19 protein-coding genes are annotated in these 17490 nt (G+C 45.3%); 9 read left to right on the forward strand and 10 right to left on the reverse strand.

The window, feature by feature from the left end:
• Positions 1–5: 5 nt before the first annotated feature.
• Positions 6–491, forward strand: a complete 486-nt coding sequence (gene coaD, locus B0182_RS05345) for a pantetheine-phosphate adenylyltransferase (RefSeq protein ID WP_078273932.1) — start codon at positions 6–8, stop codon at positions 489–491.
• Positions 492–497: 6 nt separating this feature from the next.
• The gene (gene trmD, locus B0182_RS05350; RefSeq protein ID WP_078273933.1) at positions 498–1256 is read left to right on the forward strand and encodes a tRNA (guanosine(37)-N1)-methyltransferase TrmD; all 759 of its coding nucleotides are present in this window, start codon (positions 498–500) and stop codon (positions 1254–1256) included.
• On the opposite strand, the gene epmA is transcribed toward trmD, so the two are convergent.
• From epmA to B0182_RS05365, 3 genes are all read right to left on the reverse strand, one after another.
• Entirely contained in the window at positions 1257–2225 is a 969-nt protein-coding gene (gene epmA / locus B0182_RS05355) for an EF-P lysine aminoacylase EpmA (RefSeq protein WP_078273934.1), read from the reverse strand.
• A complete protein-coding gene (locus B0182_RS05360; protein WP_078273935.1) occupies positions 2218–3282 on the reverse strand; it encodes a 4-phosphoerythronate dehydrogenase in 1065 nt (354 codons plus the stop codon). Before B0182_RS05360 ends, epmA begins: the two co-directional genes overlap by 8 nt.
• Positions 3283–3426: 144 nt before the next feature.
• The gene (locus tag B0182_RS05365; protein WP_078273936.1) at positions 3427–4068 is read right to left on the reverse strand and encodes a YidB family protein; all 642 of its coding nucleotides are present in this window, start codon (positions 4066–4068) and stop codon (positions 3427–3429) included.
• Positions 4069–4388: 320 nt separating this feature from the next.
• Between B0182_RS05365 and B0182_RS05370 the strand changes: the two genes are divergently transcribed.
• The 3 genes from B0182_RS05370 (at position 4389) to B0182_RS05380 (ending at position 6660) form a co-directional block, all read left to right on the forward strand.
• Positions 4389–4751 (forward strand): sulfurtransferase TusA family protein, encoded by a 363-nt coding sequence (locus B0182_RS05370; protein ID WP_143821672.1) that lies wholly within the window; start codon positions 4389–4391, stop codon positions 4749–4751.
• Between the two features lie 674 nt (positions 4752–5425).
• Positions 5426–6277: an RNA polymerase sigma factor RpoH gene (gene rpoH / locus B0182_RS05375; RefSeq protein ID WP_208624110.1), complete on the forward strand. Its 852-nt coding sequence runs from the start codon at positions 5426–5428 to the stop codon at positions 6275–6277.
• 17 nt (positions 6278–6294) lie between these two features.
• Positions 6295–6660, forward strand: a complete 366-nt coding sequence (locus B0182_RS05380; protein WP_029102349.1) for a DUF423 domain-containing protein — start codon at positions 6295–6297, stop codon at positions 6658–6660.
• Between the two features lie 55 nt (positions 6661–6715).
• On the opposite strand, the gene B0182_RS05385 is transcribed toward B0182_RS05380, so the two are convergent.
• The 7 genes from B0182_RS05385 to B0182_RS05420 all read right to left on the reverse strand — a co-directional run bounded on the left by B0182_RS05385 (position 6716) and on the right by B0182_RS05420 (position 12865).
• Positions 6716–7078, reverse strand: a complete 363-nt coding sequence (locus B0182_RS05385; protein ID WP_078274022.1) for a diacylglycerol kinase — start codon at positions 7076–7078, stop codon at positions 6716–6718.
• 616 nt (positions 7079–7694) lie between these two features.
• Positions 7695–8402, reverse strand: coding sequence for an ABC transporter permease (locus B0182_RS05395; RefSeq protein ID WP_078273938.1), 708 nt, complete (start codon positions 8400–8402; stop codon positions 7695–7697).
• On the reverse strand, positions 8399–9130 hold the full coding sequence (locus B0182_RS05400) for an ABC transporter permease (protein WP_078274023.1): 732 nt from the start codon (positions 9128–9130) through the stop codon (positions 8399–8401). The genes B0182_RS05395 and B0182_RS05400 overlap by 4 nt, the downstream gene beginning before the upstream one ends.
• Before the next feature lie 191 nt (positions 9131–9321).
• Positions 9322–10119 (reverse strand): transporter substrate-binding domain-containing protein, encoded by a 798-nt coding sequence (locus B0182_RS05405; protein ID WP_078273939.1) that lies wholly within the window; start codon positions 10117–10119, stop codon positions 9322–9324.
• A gap of 84 nt (positions 10120–10203) precedes the next feature.
• Complete coding sequence (locus B0182_RS05410) at positions 10204–11109, reverse strand: transporter substrate-binding domain-containing protein (protein WP_078273940.1); 906 nt, start codon at positions 11107–11109, stop codon at positions 10204–10206.
• A gap of 32 nt (positions 11110–11141) precedes the next feature.
• Entirely contained in the window at positions 11142–12038 is an 897-nt protein-coding gene (locus B0182_RS05415) for a transporter substrate-binding domain-containing protein (protein ID WP_078273941.1), read from the reverse strand.
• Between the two features lie 56 nt (positions 12039–12094).
• Positions 12095–12865: an ABC transporter ATP-binding protein gene (locus B0182_RS05420; protein ID WP_078273942.1), complete on the reverse strand. Its 771-nt coding sequence runs from the start codon at positions 12863–12865 to the stop codon at positions 12095–12097.
• Between the two features lie 313 nt (positions 12866–13178).
• On the opposite strand from B0182_RS05420, the gene B0182_RS05425 reads away from it, so the two are divergent.
• The 4 genes from B0182_RS05425 to B0182_RS05440 all read left to right on the forward strand — a co-directional run bounded on the left by B0182_RS05425 (position 13179) and on the right by B0182_RS05440 (position 17470).
• The gene (locus B0182_RS05425) at positions 13179–13979 is read left to right on the forward strand and encodes a heme ABC transporter permease (RefSeq protein WP_078273943.1); all 801 of its coding nucleotides are present in this window, start codon (positions 13179–13181) and stop codon (positions 13977–13979) included.
• 22 nt (positions 13980–14001) lie between these two features.
• Entirely contained in the window at positions 14002–14208 is a 207-nt protein-coding gene (gene ccmD, locus B0182_RS05430) for a heme exporter protein CcmD (RefSeq protein WP_078274024.1), read from the forward strand.
• A gap of 3 nt (positions 14209–14211) precedes the next feature.
• Positions 14212–14805, forward strand: coding sequence for a cytochrome c maturation protein CcmE (gene ccmE / locus B0182_RS05435; protein ID WP_078273944.1), 594 nt, complete (start codon positions 14212–14214; stop codon positions 14803–14805).
• Positions 14806–14965: 160 nt separating this feature from the next.
• Positions 14966–17470 carry a TonB-dependent receptor gene (locus B0182_RS05440; protein WP_244893648.1) on the forward strand — a complete coding sequence of 835 codons (2505 nt, stop codon included), beginning with the start codon at positions 14966–14968 and terminating at the stop codon, positions 17468–17470.
• The last annotated feature ends 20 nt before the right edge of the window (positions 17471–17490 follow it).

Here is a 17490-nt window from a genome sequence, read left to right on the forward strand (position 1 = left end):
AAGCCATGACTCCAAAAAAAGCCCTATACCCCGGCACCTTTGACCCCATTACCAACGGACACATTGACCTTGTCAATCGTGCCTTAAAAATCTTTGATGAAGTCATCATCTCGGTGGCGTTCGCTCATCACAAAAAGCCCTTATTTAGCTTTGATGAGCGAGTGGCACTGGTGCAGGAGATTTTTAAGGGCAATGAACGGGTGTCGGTGGTCGGTTTTGAAGGGCTACTGGTGGATTTTGTCAAGGAGCAAAATGCGGTGGCGGTCATTCGTGGACTGCGTGCGGTGAGTGATTTTGAGTATGAATTTGGGCTTGCCAACATGAACCGTAGCCTAGATGAGAGCTTTGAAGCGGTATTTTTAACCCCCGCCCAAGAGTACTCATTCGTCTCGTCCACGCTCGTGCGAGAAGTGGCAAAACTCGGTGGTGATGTCTCAAAGTTTGTGCCGTCTTGTGTGCTTAACGGCTTTGCCAAAAAGTTCGGTGGGTAAGACGTCATGTTTTTTGCGGTCATTAGTATCTTGCCCCAGATGTTCGGGGCGACCACAGAGTATGGCATTACGGGGCGTGCGGTGGGGCGTGGACAGGTAGTGATACACACCATTAACCCCAGAGATTTTACCACGGATAACTATCGGCGGATTGATGAGCGTCCCTTTGGCGGGGGGCCGGGCATGGTCATGCTTGCCGAGCCGTTGGAGCAGGCGATATTGCACGCCAAAGCCCTAGCTGATGAGCATTTTGGGAACGTGGGTAAGGACAATCCTACCTGCCCTGTCATCTATCTGTCGCCACAGGGCAAGACCCTAGATGAGCAGACGGTGGTAGAATGTAGCCAGTTCGATGGCATGATACTGCTGTGTGGGCGTTATGAAGGCATTGATGAAAGGCTGCTTAGTGCCTATGTCGATGGCGAGATTTCCATTGGCGACTATGTGCTGACAGGGGGTGAGTTGCCTGCGATGGTACTGATGGATAGCGTCATTCGCCGTCTGCCAAGTGTGATGAATGATGACCAATCCGCCCTAGAAGACAGCTTTGTCGATGGGCTACTAGATTGTCCCCACTATACCAAGCCTTTGATTTTTAAGGATAAACAAGTTCCTGATGTCCTGCTGTCGGGTCATCATGCCAATATTGCCAAATGGCGGTTTTTAGAGCAAGTCAAACGCACCAAAGAGCGTCGCCCTGACTTATGGGAGCGGTTTGAACCCACCAAAGAGCAGGCGAAGTGGTTGGCGGAGCTTAATGAATAGTCACGCCCTATTCGTCATCATCATCACCGCTTCACTAATGTCAGAGAGCTTCTCACGCACCATAAACAGACGGTCAAGCCCCAACGCAATCCCACTACATCGCGGTAAATCATCGCACGCACGGATTAGGTTTGTATCAATCGGCATGATTGGTAAGCCTAGTTTTGCCCGCTCAACATTGTCCTGTGTAAATCGCTTTAACAACTCATCGCCACTGGCAAGCTCATCATAGGCATTGGCAATCTCTATGCCGTTGATATACAGCTCAAAGCGTTTGGCAACGGCATGCCCGTCCACGTCTGTCGCCACTTTTGCCAAAGACGCAGTCGCCACAGGATAATCGGTGATGAGTGTTGGCAAATCAAACCCTAAAGTCGGCTCTATCGCATGACTAAATAACAAATCCAGCCAACCCTGTTTATCATCGCCCATATCTAGGTTAATGCCCTGCTGTAATGCCGTTTGTCGTAGTGTCTCAATGTCGGCAGAAAAAGGGTGAATGCCGAGCATATCCATAAAGGCTTGGGCGTAGCGATAGGTTTTAAAGGGTAGATTTTTATGCAGTGCCACGCCGATGAGAGCATTTAATTCATCTGCCAAATCGTCCAAACTAAAATGCGGACGATACCATTCTAACATGGTAAATTCTATATTATGTTTATGCCCTTTTTCATTATCACGAAACACTTGACAAATTTGATAAATCGGTACTTGATAATCCGCCAATACTCTTTTCATGGCAAATTCTGGCGATGTGTGTAGATAACCTGTTTTTAATTGACCAGTTTGTTTAAAATTGACACTCATGCTTTCTATAAAAATATCGGTATTGCCATGATTGGATAATATGGGCGTGGTAATCTCTAACACACCCCGACTTTTAAAAAACTGACGAATGTCGCCAATCATCTCAGCTTTACTCATTGCCAAATCTAAGGTCATGCTTGGGCGGTAATCGGTATTAGTCATAAGGCCATTCTCTTTTTAAATCATATTCTTTTCTTAATTTATCAAAATCCGCCCCATGTACGTTATTGGTGCAAATGTGGCGTAACTCGTTGTCATCTTTTAAAATGTCATAATAGCTTTTTAAAATACCGGCATTTCCTTTTAATAATTCATTTTTTAATGTTTGCCAATGGTAATGATTGGACGGCAATAGCTTATCCATATTCTGTAAAACAGGCAAATTAAAATGCTCACAAAATGCCTGATAAATCATGTCTGTCCCACGCAACTTGCCATCTAGGGTATAGCCTGCAATGTGGGGTGTGGCAAGGGTAAGGTTATCAAGAAGTGTCTTATCAATCATTGGCTCAAAAGGAAACACGTCTAATATTGCATTTAAATTTTTATTATCCATTGCCCATAATAAATCATCTTGGCGGATAATCTCACCCCGAGCGGTATTGATTAAAATAGCGTTGTTTTTTAATTGTTCAAAAACGGATTTATCAAATAATTGATAAGTAGGATAATCACCCGTTTTGGTTAATGGCGTATGAATGGAGATAATGTCGCTATTTGCTAATAATTCATTAAAATTTGCGTTATTAATGTCCGATGTTGGTAAATAAGGGTCATATCCCAAAATATCCCAATTTAAGTCTTTGGCATATTTGGCAAGCGTTGCTCCGATATTGCCCAAGCCAATAATGCCCAGTGTGATTTTTTTATGGATTGAGTTGGGAAATTTAGTTAAAAGGGCAGTAATGACATATTGGGCAACTGAATGTTTGCTTGACCCTTTGGCATTGGCAAAATGGATATTGTTAAAATGAATAAATTTATTATCCACATGGTCTGTACCAATGGTTGCCGAGCCGATAAATTTGATGTTATGGGGGTTGGCAATGGTGTCGGAGTTGATGGGTGTTACCGAGCGAATGAGTAGGGCGGTTGGGTTGTATTTGTGGGTGGCGGATTGGTTAATCTCACGCCCTTTTAATTTGATAAGCTCTGTATTATCATGGCAAAAATAATCATCCAAATGGGCGATATTTTCATCGGCTAAAATGGTTATCATGGGGTCATGCCTTTGGCGGGATGGGTGTGTTAGATGGGTGAATACTATTTACTTTGGTAAATTAAGCCGAAGATAAGAATTGTACTTCTTTTAAAAATAATAAGGTGCAGTTAAGCACCCTATTAAAATGGCTTGAATTAATCACTAGCGATTGGTATTCACCTGCTGTAAAATCTGACTAATCTCGGCATTGGCTTCGTTTTCGGTGGCTAGGTCGCCATTGGGGGTTAGGTCGTTCACCACTTGTGGCAGTAGCTCGGCAATGCCTTGGCAGACTTCTGTCTCGCTGGCTCCTGTTTGCTGACAGGCACGGTTAATCTCATCTTTGCCAAACAGACTCATCACGTCTTGGGCGTCTAGTCCGTCATTATCGGTATCGATGTTTACCCATGATTGGGCTTTATTGCCCAGTCCGTTGCCTTGGAATTTGGCAAGCACGCCTGACAGACCGCCATTTTTTTGGATATAGCCCAGCACGATGGGGATAAGAGCAAGGAGTAGGGTGTTTTTGTTAAACCCGCCTTTTTGTTGGGCGGACTGACTGCCAAGCACTTGACCCAACACACTGCCTAGGTCACTGGCAGGCACGTTTTGGCGAGTCTGACCACCGCCTAGGAGCGAGCCTAGTACCCCGCCTAGTCCGCCTTGGGCTTGGGATTGACCACCGCCAAGCTGACTTGCCACCACTTGCCCAAGCATACCGCCCAGTCCGCTGTTTTGTTGGGATTGACCGCCTGTTAGGGCATTTTGGGCGACTTGGGTGATGATGTTTTGTAATAAACTCATGGAGTATCCTATCAAATAAAGTAAATATTGGCGAAATTGCCAAATCATGCATTATCTTATCAGAATTTTAGTGAACCTGCGTTATTTTATTAAAGGTTTTTGTAAATGGATGGAGTATTAAGCGACGTGGGTGTGTTTACAGTGGTGTCTGTTTTATTTTACATCATGCCAAAAATTGACATAAGAAACATAATGATTTGGCTTTTATAAAAAATAGTATGGACATTGATTTGCCCCGTGATTATCTTGTAAAGTCATGGATTTGCCCCCATGATGGATTATTCTAAGCTGTTTTTTGAGCCATTTTTTGAGCCATTGCCATGACCGATTTATCCGCTGTTTTTGACCTTATTTATGACATTCTGCCTGCCGATGTGGTAGATGATGTTAATATGACGGATGCTTTGCATTTTGCTTTGACTGAGCGTCTGATAACCGCCGATGATGTGGCGTGTGTCAGTCATTTTTTTGATGCACGCCGTCTGCCTTGCCCCATGCCTTTGTTAAAGGCAAAAGTAACCTTGCGAGATGTGGGGGCAGGGCGGGGGTTGTATCTGCTTGCCACCGATAAAAATTCACAAACCGACCTTGTGGCGTATTGCCAAAAAAACGGGCTGACGGTCAAGACATGGGCGTATGGGCAAACAGATACAATCTTTCACTTTTTGATTAGGGCGTGTTGAACGTTGGTATTTGCAATGAAAAATACCTGTTTAAAAAAGTAAGGGGACTGCCCGTTTTTTAAGGAAAAAATGAAGTTTGATAGCCACTCTATCAAACGAGCTTTTGACTTCGAGCCACAAGATTTGACCATTTTTCATGCAAAAATAATTTAAAATCATAAAATTTCACCAAATGTTAATAAATGTTATTAATGTTCACACGTCCTAACAAAAAGGTGTAAAAACCGCTAGCATTTGGGCGGATTTCGGCTTAAAATGGGGCGATATTTAAACTGATGATTTGTTGGTAGAAAGAAAACATGCCCAAAAATTATGATTATGATGGTTTTGATGACTTTGACGATTATGGCGGTGATTATGCCGATGAGCGTGATTTTAAGTCGTCTGATATGTTAGATGAAGATGAGCTAGATGATGGATTAGATGAGCTTGACGGTTTTTCTGATGAGCTACTGTCTGATGAGTTGTTATCTGATGAATTAGACGAATTGGACGGCTTTCATGAGATTGATGACGCTGATGAGCTGGCATTCGATGAGTCAGAGAGTGGATTAGAAACGGACGAGCAGTCCCATGATGGGGCAAGCCTTGCCCCTGTGCTTGCCAACCATACTAGCCACGCCCCCAGTGCCGTACCACGTTATGATGTCGCCACCAAGGATTTGGTGCCTGCCATGCCCGCCAATTTGACCGCCCCTGGGGTGAATTTGGGGGCGTACATCAATACCGTACATCAGATTCCTATCTTGACCCCCGATGAAGAGCGAGAGCTTGCCGAGCGGTACTATCAAGATGGCGACGTGGAAGCGGCACGGCTACTGGTCATGAGTCATTTGCGGTTTGTGATACACATCGCACGCAGTTATTCAGGGTATGGTCTGTCGCAGGCGGATTTGATTCAAGAAGGTAATTTGGGACTCATGAAAGCGGTCAAACGCTTTGACCCTACCAAGGGCGTACGCCTTGTGAGCTTTGCGGTGCATTGGATTAAGGCGGAGATTCATGAATTTGTCATCAAAAATTGGCGGATTGTCAAAGTTGCCACCACCAAAGCACACCGCAAGCTGTTTTTTAATTTGCGTAGCCTTAAAAAATCAAGCAATCAGCTTACCTTAGAAGAAGCCGAAGCCATCGCCAAAGACCTAAACGTCACGGTCAAGCAAGTCCTAGAAATGGAATCACGCTTGACCAGTTATGATGCGTCCTTTGAGTTACAAGACTCTGACGATGAAGATGGGCGTTATGCTCCCCAGCTTTTTTTAGAAGATGGGGTCAATCCTGCCGAGATGGTCGAAGATGCTGACTGGGAAGAGAATACGACCACCGCCCTAAAAGAAGCGATGGATGGCTTGGATGAGCGTTCTCGAGACATCATCACTCAGCGTTGGCTTGCCGACCAAAAATCCACCTTGCATGACTTAGCGGCGGTTTATAACATCTCAGCCGAGCGGGTGCGTCAGATTGAGAAAAATGCCATGGATAAAATCCGTGAAGCAATGACCATTGATAACATGCTCTTTGATTAGAACGAACAGATGAACAGATGATAAACTGGATAAAAGTAGCAGGCGTGAATCTTGCGACAGCGGTGGCACTTGGGGCGTTTGGGGCTCATGGCTTAAAGAAAATCGCCACGCCTTATGAGCTTGATATTTGGCAGACTGCCACGCTCTATCTGTTCGTGCATGGCTTGGGGATATTGGCGTTGGGCGTATTAGGGGCGGTATCTGCCTATCGCATTCATAGGGTTGCCATGACCTTACAAATAGGCATTGCCATTTTTAGTGGCACGCTCTACTTGATGGCACTGGGGATGCCTAGATGGCTTGGGGCGATAACCCCAATGGGCGGAACGCTACTCATCATCGGCTGGCTGATGTTGGTTTTTGTCAAAAAGTCTGATGGCTGATGGGTTGATTGATGATTAATTATGATAAAAGAGCAAATTTTTGCTCTTTTTGTTTTTATCCAAACATCGCCATACCCCACAGCACCGCCACCAAAATAAGTGCCAGCGACTGAGCGGACGAGCCGACATCTTTGGCGATTTTGGCAAGGGGGTGATGCTCCATAGATGTGTGGTCAACGGCAGCTTCTAGGGCGGTATTAAAAAATTCCACAATGAGCGACAAAAACGACCCTGCCACAAGCATCATCTTGACCGCCAACGCCATATCGAGCCACAACGTAAGGATTATCAAAGGCATATGGAGCAGGATAAGCTGAAAAATCGCAGGCTCTTTGATGGCCACCTTAAAGCCGTCTTTGGAATACGACAGCGTATTGATGATGCGTTTTAGCCCTTTGGTTTTGTTAAATTCGGACATGGCGATTTGGTAGGTTGATAATGGGAAATTTGTGCCATTATACCCACCCATTATCTATTTTTCAATCCGCCCAAAACCTGCTAAAATACTAGGGCATGCCTACCATTGATAATATTCTTATAAAATAAGATGAAAACTACCCCATTCTCAAATCCATACAAGTAATTGATTTATCAAGGGAAAATTGCAATTCACCCCTACAATCCAAAAAATAATTATCAGATAATCAATAAGTTAACGTCTTAACCTAAGAGCGAAGTGAAAACTTAAAATTGCAATCAATTTTGCATGAAAAATGGCTATCCAACCGCTTAAATTTAAAAAAATTAAGTTAAAATTCTTAAAATTTACCCAGTTGAATGGTTCGGATTGTGGCTCGAATTTAAAAGCTTGTTTGATAGAATAACCATCAAGCTTCACTTTTTCCTTGAAAAACGGGCGATTTTTCGTGATTTTCATTGCAAATACAGAAGGTGGGCCCGCTTTATTTTATGTGGATTTGTGGTATTTTTTTGGGGTTCGGTGGATGTATTTTCCAAAATATCAAGAGATTTTTTTGGGGGGTTAAAGATGTATTTGTAACAAACAAAAACGGCAAACCAAGTTGCCGTTTTTGTTATTTTTGAACAGGATTATATCTTTTGTGCTTATTAAATGAGCGGTCAAATAAGCGAAACAGTGCCAATATCAACCATGAGATAAGCAGATAGATGATACCTGCAGCAAAATAAATCTCTAAGGTCAGGTATGTCTTGGCGATGATGACTTTGGAGGCGTACATCAAGTCCATGACCGTGATGGTGCTTGCCAGTGCCGAGCCTTTGAGCATAAAAATCACTTCGTTGCTGTATGCAGGTATCATGATCCCAAAGGCACGGGGCAGGGTAATGCGGGTAAATTTCTGCACAGGCGACATGCCCAAAGCATCCGCCGCTTCAAGCTCGCCACGAGGAACTGCCTGTATCGCCCCACGCACAATCTCAGCGACATAAGCGGCGGTGTTTAGCGTAAAGGCGATGATGGCACACCAGTAGGCTTGACTAAGCACAGGCTTCCACAGTACGCTCTCTTGAATGGCTTTAAACTGCCCAAGGCCATAATAAATCAGAAAAATCTGCACCAATAAGGGCGTGCCACGAAAAAAGAAAATGTATAAAAAAGGAAAAACCTGCACCAAAGGATTTTTGGAGAGTCTAAGCAGTGCCAAAACCACCCCAAAAATCAGCCCGGTAATGCTAGATAATGCCACAAGCTCCAAGGTGGTAATGGAGGCTTTTAGAAGTTCGGGAAAATGCGTGATAATCGCTTGCCAGTTCCAGCTCATGCGTTTGCCCCCGTATGTTTTTGTCTAAGTAATTTTTGGGCGTAACGTTTGGCAGGATTGGCTCGCCATTCTCCAAAGCTGATACAGGCAGTGACGACCGCTGTCAGGCATAGATAAATAAGAGCTGCCACAAGATAAAAGGTAAAAGGTTCTTGGGTGGACTGGGCGGCACGAGATGAATAATAAATCAAATCTTTAAGCCCGATGAGCGAGACAAGGGCGGTGTCTTTTAATAGCACCAAAAACAAATTGCCCAAACCAGGCAGGGCAATCACCCACATCTGTGGCAGGATAATGCGAAAAAAGGTCTGAGCAGGTCGCATGCCCAGTGATTGGGAGGCTTCCCACTGTCCTTTGGGAATTTCTTGGATTGCCATGCGAAACACTTCGGTGGCATATGCCCCAAACATGACCGATAGGGCGACCACACCTGGCCAAAAACTGCCAATATCAATCCGTCCGCTATAACCAAAGACTTCTTTGGCAATAAACGATACAAGAATATCGCCCCCAAAATAGATGGCAAAGACTACCAAGAGTTCAGGAATGCCACGCACCACCGTTGTGTAGATGTTGGCAAGGCTTTTAAACAGCCAAATATTAGAGAGCTTGGCAGTCGCCCCCAATAGCCCGAAAATCAAGCCGAAAATCAGGCTCGTTACGCCTAATTTGACGGTCAAAATCGTGCCTTGCCAAAGTAAATCGGTGTATCCGTGGAGTTCTAACATGGTGTGGCGGTCTTTGTGGTTATTGTGTTGATGGCTGTTCAATAAAAATAGACAAGGCTTGCTTGTCTATTTTGGCTGTATCACTTTGTTAAGAGGTAACCTTATCAAAGGGGTAAAATAGAGTAAAACGCTTATTTTACCAAATTTTTGTAAATTTGTGTTAAGTTTTTAAAATAACTCAAAAAGAATAGCTATTTACTAACCATACTCTCGCCAAAATGCTCAATGACGATTTTATCATAAGTGCCGTCTGCTTTGATGTCGGCTAGGGCTTGGTTGAATTTGGCAAGCAGTTCATCATTACCCTTATCAACAGCGATGGCAAAGTTGTCATTAATGTCAATCTCATCGCCTTTTACCGCAAAATCCTTACCAAGCTCACTCCCTAGCCATGTCATCGCAGGCATTTTGTCGCTGATGATCACGTCCGAGCGGCTCGCCCCTAAGTCTAAAAAGGCATTGTCTAGTGTGCTATGTAGAATTGGCTTGACATCAGGATAGGTTTGGGTGAGCCATTGGCTAGAAATGGTGGAGCCTTGGGCGGAGATTTTGGCGGATTTGATGTGGTCAGGATTGGCAGGGTCAAAGGTACTGCCATTTTTGGCAACAAAAACCAAAGTATTGACAAAATATGGCTCGCTAAAACTCACCTGTTCGAAGCGTTCGGGAGTGATAGACATGGCAGAGACGATGGCGTCAAATTTACCCGTTTTTAGGGCAGGAATGATACCGTCCCAATCTTGGGCATCAATCTCACAGGTGACTGCCATTTTGGCACATAGGGCATTGGCAATGTCCACATCGAATCCTGCTAGAGAGCTGTCATTGTTGGTGTAGTTAAAGGGTGCGTACGCCCCTTCGGTGGCAATGCGCAGGGTTTGGGTGGTGTTATTGGTGCTTGTTGTGGTGGTATTATCGGCGGGTTTACCGCCCCCACAGGCGGTCAGCAGTAAGGTGCCAATAAGTGCGACTAAGGCAGTATGTTTCATTAATTGTCCTTAATAAATGTCAGTCAAGTAAGTTGATTGATAAAACAAAAACGCACAGGGCTTACCCTATGCGTTGTGTGTTGATTATTTCTTGGTAGGCTCGGCAGTCTCGCTTGCGTTTGCGTCCGCAGGCTCGCTCACAGGCTCGGTATCGCCAGCAGGGGCAGGCGTGTCAGCAGGAGTGGGAACGTTGTCAGGAATACTGGCAGACCCAGTGATTGCAAAGTATTTTGCCACAAGCTCGTCATATTTGCCACTGGCTTTTAGATTTGCCAAAGCGGTGTTAAACTCGCCTTTTAGGGCATCATCTTTACGCACGGCAATACCTACTTTATCATTAATATCAATCGGCTCGCCCTTAATCTCAAAGTTTGCCCCTGCATCGGTTTTTAGCCAATCAGACGCTGGCACGAAGTCGGCAAGCATATAATCAATACGCCCTGCACTTAGGTCAAGATGGACGTTGTCCTGCTTGTCATAAGCCTTGACGGTAGCGTTAGGCTGATGTTTGGCAAGATATTCGCCCGAGACGGTGGCTTGCTGTACGCCCACGGTTTTGCCCGCTAGGTCGTTAATGGTGATGTTGTCGCCTTTTTTGCCAACTAGGATAAGCGTGTTATCAAAGTAGGCATCAGAGAAATCCAACACTTCTAGGCGTTCTGGCGTGATAGACATACCTGCCATGATGGCATCCGATTTATTGGCTTGTAGGCTTGGAATGAGACTGTCCCAGTCCTGTGCTACGATGTCGCAGTCGGCTTTCATCTCGGTGCATAGGGCATTGGCAAGGTCAATCTCAAAACCGATCAGATTGCCTGTATTGTCCAAATAGCTAAATGGCTTAAAGCTCGATTCGGTCGCAATCAGTACTTTTTTGCCGTCATTGGTGCCAGTAGTGGCGGTGTTTGCGGTGGTATCGGCAGGTTTGTCACCCCCGCAGGCAGTTAGGGCAAGGGCGGTTAAGGCGATGGCTAAGTATTTGATTTTCATGATAAAACCTTTTGGTTGGTGGTGGTTTTAAATTATTCGCTTTTTGCAGGCTCGGCAGTAGCAGACTCTTCTGCTTTGACAGTGTCAGCAGGTTCAACCACTGATGGCTCGGCAGTCTCGCTTGGTGTTGGCTTGGCAGTATCGCCAAAGTGCTGTTTTTCTAGCTCGGCAAGTCTGCCATTGGCTTTTAGGGTGGCGAGTGCTTTATCAAAGTCCGCTTTTAGAGCGTCGCCTTTACGCACGGCAATGCCTAGATTGTCGTTGTTGTCAATCTCATCTCCGACCAGTCCAAAGCCGTCATTGCCTTGTTTTAGCCAGTCCATTGCCGAGACTTTCTCTGCCATGACCGCATGATTTCGCCCTGCTTTTAGGTCAAGATAAGAGTTGGTGTAGGTGTCATAAAGCTGAACACGGTTGCCGTCTTTGCCATCATATTTTTGGGTGATGTAGTCCGCGCCTGTGGTAGAACGCTGACTGCCTAGCACCAGATTTTTGATGTTACTTGGGTCAAATGAGCCGTCCGTTTTGGAGAGCCACACGATGGTATTACTAAAATACGGCTCAGAGAAATCAACCTGTGCTTGGCGTTCGGGCGTGATGGACATACCTGCGATGACCGCATCGTATTTGTTGGTCAAAAGACCGGGTAATAAGCCGTCCCAGTCCTGTGCCACGATGTCGCAGTTTGCTTTAATCTCGGCACAGACGGCATTGATGACATCCACATCAAAACCGATAATTTTACCATCGGCAGTCATGTTATTAAAGGGTGGGTAGTTGGCTTCTGTGGCGATGATCAGACTTTTGCCTTCGCCTGCTTGTGGGGCGGTGGCGTCTGCCTTTGGTACATCGGCAGGCTTGTCACCCCCACAGGCAACTAGGGTGCTGGCTGTGAGTAGGCTTAGGGAGAATTTGGCAAATGCGTTCATAACAATCCTTATGTTCGGGGTTGATAAAAAGTCGGTAAAAGGGTTGGGTGCTTACTTTATTGATGAGACGCCATAAATTCTTTGACACGCTCGGATTTGGGATTTTCAAATACTTCGGTTGGCGTACCCATCTCTTCGATTCGTCCTTGATGTAAAAAGACGACTTTGGTTGAGACTTCTTTGGCAAATCGCATTTCATGGGTAACGATAAGCATGGTACGCCCTTCGCTGGCAAGTTCACGCATGACCGCCAGCACTTCATTAACAAGCTCTGGGTCTAGGGCGGACGTGGGTTCATCAAACAGCAGAACTTTGGGTTTCATGGCAAGCGAACGGGCGATTGCCACACGCTGACGCTGACCGCCTGATAGGTTGTCAGGGTAGGCGTCTTTTTTGTCCAGTAGTCCCACTTTGGCAAGCAGGCGTTCACCTTCGGCAATGGCGTCTGCCTTGCTCACGCCCAGCACATGAATGGGGGCTTCGGTGATATTCTCCAAAATGGTCTTGTGTGGCCATAGGTTAAATGATTGAAACACAAAGCCAATCTCAGAGCGAAGTTTTTCAAGTTGTTTGGGGTTTTTGGCGGTAAGCTCGCCTTTTTTGGGGGTGAGTTGTAGTTCTTCATTGCCCACAAAAATCTTGCCAGCACTGGGCTTTTCTAATAAATTGATACAGCGAAGCAGGGTAGATTTTCCCGAACCTGATGACCCTAAGATACTGATGACATCGCCGTCATAAGCGGTCAAAGAGACGCCTTTTAAGACTTCAAGCGAGCCATAATTTTTGTGAATGTCTTGTAAATCAAGGGCAATGGGGCGGTCAGTCATGAATTTCTCGGTTATTTTTTAAAATCAAAAGTTAATCGTATATTTTGAACAAATCTGATAAAAAAGGCAAATCATTTTTACCAAAATCGGCAAAAATTTTTAATTTTTTCAAAATAATTAGGCAAAAAGGGCAAAATGAGAAAAATTTGTTTTATAAATGAGCGAATTTGACAGATTTTTTACCAAGTCGGTCATTGTTGGTGGTTTATCAATTACTGACAATCGCCAAAAATATGCTATAATTAGCCATTTATTGTCCTATTCTCAATTTTAATCATTACCTTTACTGCCATTGACATTGTTACGGTGAGCCATGCCAAACGCCCAAAAAGCCAGTCCCCCAGCCGCCAAAAATTCAGGATTTTTTAATCGTCTTTGGCAGGGTTTTTTGACGACCGTTGGCACAGAGCGATTTTTTAAGATTTTCTCGCCGTGGGTCAAGTGGCTTGCCCTCATTGCCTTTGTATTCATGAGCATTGGCACGGTATGGGGACTCATGTTCGCTCCGCCTGATTATTTGCAGGGCAACAGTTACCGTATTATTTTTATCCATGTGCCAACCGCCAGCCTTGCCATGAGTATTTATTTTGCCATGAGCGTGCTTGGGGTCATTTTTTTGGTGTGGAAAATCAAAACCGCCAATATTGTCGCCCAAGCGATCGCCCCGATTGGCTTTATCTGCTGTGTGCTAAGTCTCTTGACAGGCTCGATTTGGGCGAAACCGACATGGGGGACGTACTGGGTGTGGGACGCACGTTTGACATCAATGCTGATTTTGGCGTTTTTGTATGCAGGGGTCATGGCACTGTTTAGTGCTTTTGAGCACAGCCAAAATCGGGGCAAGGCGGCGGCGATTTTATCCATTGTTGGGGCGGTCAATCTGCCGATTATCAAATACTCGGTAGAATGGTGGAATACCCTACATCAAGGGGCGACGTTTACCGCAACCAACGCCCCAAAAATGTCCGCCAGTATGTGGGTGCCACTGCTTATCATGATGCTCGGTATGTATTTTATGGTGGCAGCTCTTGCCATTTATCGCACCAATTCCTTGATTTTACAACGTGAACACAACAAAGCATGGGTAGCCAACTACCTAAATGCCAAAAAATAGCCAGCTCAATAAGGGGCAAGCAATGACACCGTATTTTCAAAATTTAGCAGACTTTATCCACATGAATGGTCATGGGGTTTATGTGTGGATGTGTTATGCCTTAGTGTTTGGGGCGATACTGCTTATGATTTGGTATGCCAAAAGCGAACGCACCAAGACCATTGCCAAACTGTCCACCCAGACCAAAAAACTCACCAACAAACAACGCCAAGCACTGGCAAAGGGTTAAGTTATGAATAATGCACGCCAAAAAAAACTCATGTGGGTCATCGCCATGCTGGTGGGTGTGGCGGTGGCGGTGGGACTCATTTTGTACGCCATTCGTCAGCAGACAGATTATTATTTTGACCCGACCGCCATTACTGCTGGTAAAGCCCCTGAGAATAAGCGTATCCGTGCAGGGGGCATGGTGGTGGCAGGCTCGGTTAAGCGAGATCCCAATGACCCGTTAAATATCCAATTTCAAATCACCGATTATAAAGCGGTTGTACCAATGACGTATCGGGGTGTATTGCCTGATTTGTTTGCCGAAAATTCAGGGGTAGTGGCAACAGGCGAGTTGCAGGGTGGGACGTTTGTCGCCAGTGAAGTGCTTGCCAAGCATGATGAAAACTACATGCCCCCCGAAGTTGCCAAATCGCTAAAAGCCGAACACGCCGAACGGGGAACGGACGTCAATAACGGGCAATTTATCCCTGCCACGAGTATGGCGGAGATTGACCAAAGACAAGCTGAGCAAAGTCAAAATCAAGCCCAAGCCCAAAGCGACAGCCAAACTCAAAGCCCAACCCAGAATGAGAGCAATGAGAGCCATGCACCGCAGTAGCGTGTAAAAGCCATTTTATTTTATAGAATAAAAAGAGTGTCTATCATGGACACTCTTTTTTGTTAAATGACGGCTATTTTTAAATGTTATAATATTTCAATTTATCATAGTTATGTTATAATGTTTCAATTTTAATTGTAATGTAAACAGGAGTAAGATTGTGTTAAAACAATCCAGTCGTCATTTGATCAATCATCAAATACCCAAACGCCCAAGCAAAACCCCTTTATGCCTTGCGGTGGCGGTCGCCCTTAGTGCTCAGCTTGCTTATGCTGATGAGACCCAAAGCGATGAGCTGACGGTGGTGCTTGCTGATGAGACCATTTATATTGACCACCCGTCCATCGGCACGCAGATGACGGTGGGACGTGATAAACTCAAACACCGCTCGGCAACGCTGGGTAATGCCTTGGCAGGCGAGCTGGGTATTCACTCTAATCCCTTTGGCGGTGGGGCGAGTAAGCCCATCATTCGTGGACAGGACGGGGTGCGAGTGAAGATTCTACAAAATGGCACGGACGTCATTGATATGTCTGCCCTATCACCTGACCATGTGGTCGCCGCCGATACATTGCTGGCGAGCCGTGTGGAGCTGGTGCGTGGGGCGGGTACGCTACTGTATGGCACAGCATCGCAGGCAGGCGTGGTGAATGTCGTTGACGAGCGGATTCCTAGCCGTATGCCACAGGGTAACACCAAGGAGAACATCGAAGGCGAGATGTTGTTACGCTATAACACAGGCAGTAACGAGAAAGTTGCCACTGCCAGTCTTAATATGGGCGTGGGGCAAAACGTGGCGGTGCGAGTCGAAGGGTTGACCCGCCGTGCCGATGATTATGATGTCCCAGAATTTCAGTCTGATGTCATGCTAGACTATTTGCCTGACAGCCATAATAAATCCACCGTTGGTACGGTGGGCGTATCCTATATCGGCGATAAGGGGCATATTGGCGTGTCATACAGTCGCCGTCAGGATAAGTATGGCATACCAGGGCATAATCACGCCTATGATAACTGCATTGCACATGTACTCACTCCAGAAGCTAGCATCTCGCGCTATTATCTAAAAGCCTATCCCCATCTAATACAGAATATGGATTTTAGTTCATCTGCCCATTTTCACTGCGGTACGGATCATGCTCATGACCCAGGACAGAGTCATGAGCACCCTTTGGGCTATGAACACGATCACACGCACCCTGGGCCTTGGATTGACATGGAGTCTGAGCGTATCGATGTTAGGGCGCAGTGGGAGAAGCCATTTAAGGGGTTAGATAAAATCGCACTGTCTTTTACATCATCAGACTATTATCACGAAGAAAATGACCATGAAGTTGAGAGACTCGATAAATACACAGGCAGACTACAAACCATTAATAACAAGCCAGGTTATTTTGGCAATCAAGGCAAAAATGTCCGAGTCGAATTTCATCACACACCTGTCAAAGATGTATCGGGACTGTGGGGCGTGCAGTGGCAAAAGCAAGAGAGTTTTGCTCATCTGCCCCATGAAAGAGAAGAAGGACAAAGATACCCACTCATTGCCAATACCAATAAGCAAGTCAGTATTTTTGGGTTGGAGAGATGGCAGGCTAATGACAAATGGGCATTGGAATTTGGGACGCGTTTTGAAAAACAAAGCATTCCGATTGATTATAGGGAAGACAAATTAGACCGCTATCGTCCAAAACCAAAATGTTGGGACTGGGGATTTAGCAGTGGATGCTTGCCTGCGCCAAATTATGAAGAGCCAGATTTAACGACTTATAAAGAAAAAGCCACTTCATACAGTATTGGTACCACGTGGGATTTTAAACCCGATTACCGCCTGTCTGCCACTTATTCACATAATGAACGCCTGCCTACACCCATGGAGCTTTATTATCATGGCAAACATCTGGCGACGCATTCATTTGAATTTGGTAATATCGGACTGGATAAAGAGAAATCTGATAACTTAGATTTGGGCATTTCTTTTTTTGGCGACAAATGGAGTTATGCGGTCAATGCCTATCACAGCCGTTTTAAAAATTACATTTATAACGAAAACATCTACCGTGAAGGCAATCTGTTCATGAGACGACATAATCAAGCCAAAGCAGATTTTTATGGATTAGAGGGGATGGTAACTTATCACATGGACAGCCATGCCATTAGTTTGTTTGGCGATTTGGTGCGTGGCAAGTTAAAAGATTTGCCTAATGCTTACGCCAAGGCTTATTATTGTGATGGAGCTTACACCACGACAAAACCTGAAGATACAGAAGAGAATATGCAAAGATGTAATTATAATTATTTTACCGATGATTTTAATTATAGCTATGAGCCAATCATTGCCCAACCAAACATGCCAACACCCAGATTGCCACCTGCCCGTTTGGGGTTGCGTTGGCAAGGGGATTTGTCAGCCAACTGGTCGGCAGATGCAGAATATACGCACGTCTTTGGGCAAAATCGCATATCTAAGCTAGAAAGTGCGACCGCCAGCTATGATATGCTCAATCTCGGCTTGGACTATCATAACCACTGGGGCAACCTAGACTATACCTTATCCCTACGAGCCAATAACGTGCTTGATGAAAAAGTGTATATCCATAACTCATTTTTGCCCTTTGTGCCACAAATGGGGCGTAATTTTAGCCTAAGTGCCACCGTTAAGTTCTAGGGCGTGCCTAACCTTCATAA

The organism is Moraxella bovis (genome assembly GCF_002014975.1).
In the GTDB taxonomy this organism is placed as follows: Bacteria; Pseudomonadota; Gammaproteobacteria; order Pseudomonadales; family Moraxellaceae; genus Moraxella; species Moraxella bovis.

What these genes read in the sequence shown, in the direction of transcription:
- B0182_RS05365 (WP_078273936.1), bottom strand. Translation starts at nt 4,068, where the DNA reads ATGAGTTTATTACAAAACATCATCACCCAAGTCGCCCAAAATGCCCTA.
- rpoH (WP_208624110.1), top strand. Translation starts at nt 5,426, where the DNA reads ATGCCCGCCAATTTGACCGCCCCTGGGGTGAATTTGGGGGCGTACATC.
- B0182_RS05370 (WP_143821672.1), top strand. Translation starts at nt 4,389, where the DNA reads ATGACCGATTTATCCGCTGTTTTTGACCTTATTTATGACATTCTGCCT.
- B0182_RS05385 (WP_078274022.1), bottom strand. Translation starts at nt 7,078, where the DNA reads ATGTCCGAATTTAACAAAACCAAAGGGCTAAAACGCATCATCAATACG.
- B0182_RS05425 (WP_078273943.1), top strand. Translation starts at nt 13,179, where the DNA reads ATGCCAAACGCCCAAAAAGCCAGTCCCCCAGCCGCCAAAAATTCAGGA.
- ccmE (WP_078273944.1), top strand. Translation starts at nt 14,212, where the DNA reads ATGAATAATGCACGCCAAAAAAAACTCATGTGGGTCATCGCCATGCTG.
- trmD (WP_078273933.1), top strand. Translation starts at nt 498, where the DNA reads ATGTTTTTTGCGGTCATTAGTATCTTGCCCCAGATGTTCGGGGCGACC.
- B0182_RS05410 (WP_078273940.1), bottom strand. Translation starts at nt 11,109, where the DNA reads ATGAAAATCAAATACTTAGCCATCGCCTTAACCGCCCTTGCCCTAACT.
- B0182_RS05400 (WP_078274023.1), bottom strand. Translation starts at nt 9,130, where the DNA reads ATGTTAGAACTCCACGGATACACCGATTTACTTTGGCAAGGCACGATT.
- B0182_RS05395 (WP_078273938.1), bottom strand. Translation starts at nt 8,402, where the DNA reads ATGAGCTGGAACTGGCAAGCGATTATCACGCATTTTCCCGAACTTCTA.
- ccmD (WP_078274024.1), top strand. Translation starts at nt 14,002, where the DNA reads ATGACACCGTATTTTCAAAATTTAGCAGACTTTATCCACATGAATGGT.
- B0182_RS05380 (WP_029102349.1), top strand. Translation starts at nt 6,295, where the DNA reads ATGATAAACTGGATAAAAGTAGCAGGCGTGAATCTTGCGACAGCGGTG.
- B0182_RS05420 (WP_078273942.1), bottom strand. Translation starts at nt 12,865, where the DNA reads ATGACTGACCGCCCCATTGCCCTTGATTTACAAGACATTCACAAAAAT.
- coaD (WP_078273932.1), top strand. Translation starts at nt 6, where the DNA reads ATGACTCCAAAAAAAGCCCTATACCCCGGCACCTTTGACCCCATTACC.
- B0182_RS05405 (WP_078273939.1), bottom strand. Translation starts at nt 10,119, where the DNA reads ATGAAACATACTGCCTTAGTCGCACTTATTGGCACCTTACTGCTGACC.
- B0182_RS05415 (WP_078273941.1), bottom strand. Translation starts at nt 12,038, where the DNA reads ATGAACGCATTTGCCAAATTCTCCCTAAGCCTACTCACAGCCAGCACC.
- epmA (WP_078273934.1), bottom strand. Translation starts at nt 2,225, where the DNA reads ATGACTAATACCGATTACCGCCCAAGCATGACCTTAGATTTGGCAATG.
- B0182_RS05360 (WP_078273935.1), bottom strand. Translation starts at nt 3,282, where the DNA reads ATGATAACCATTTTAGCCGATGAAAATATCGCCCATTTGGATGATTAT.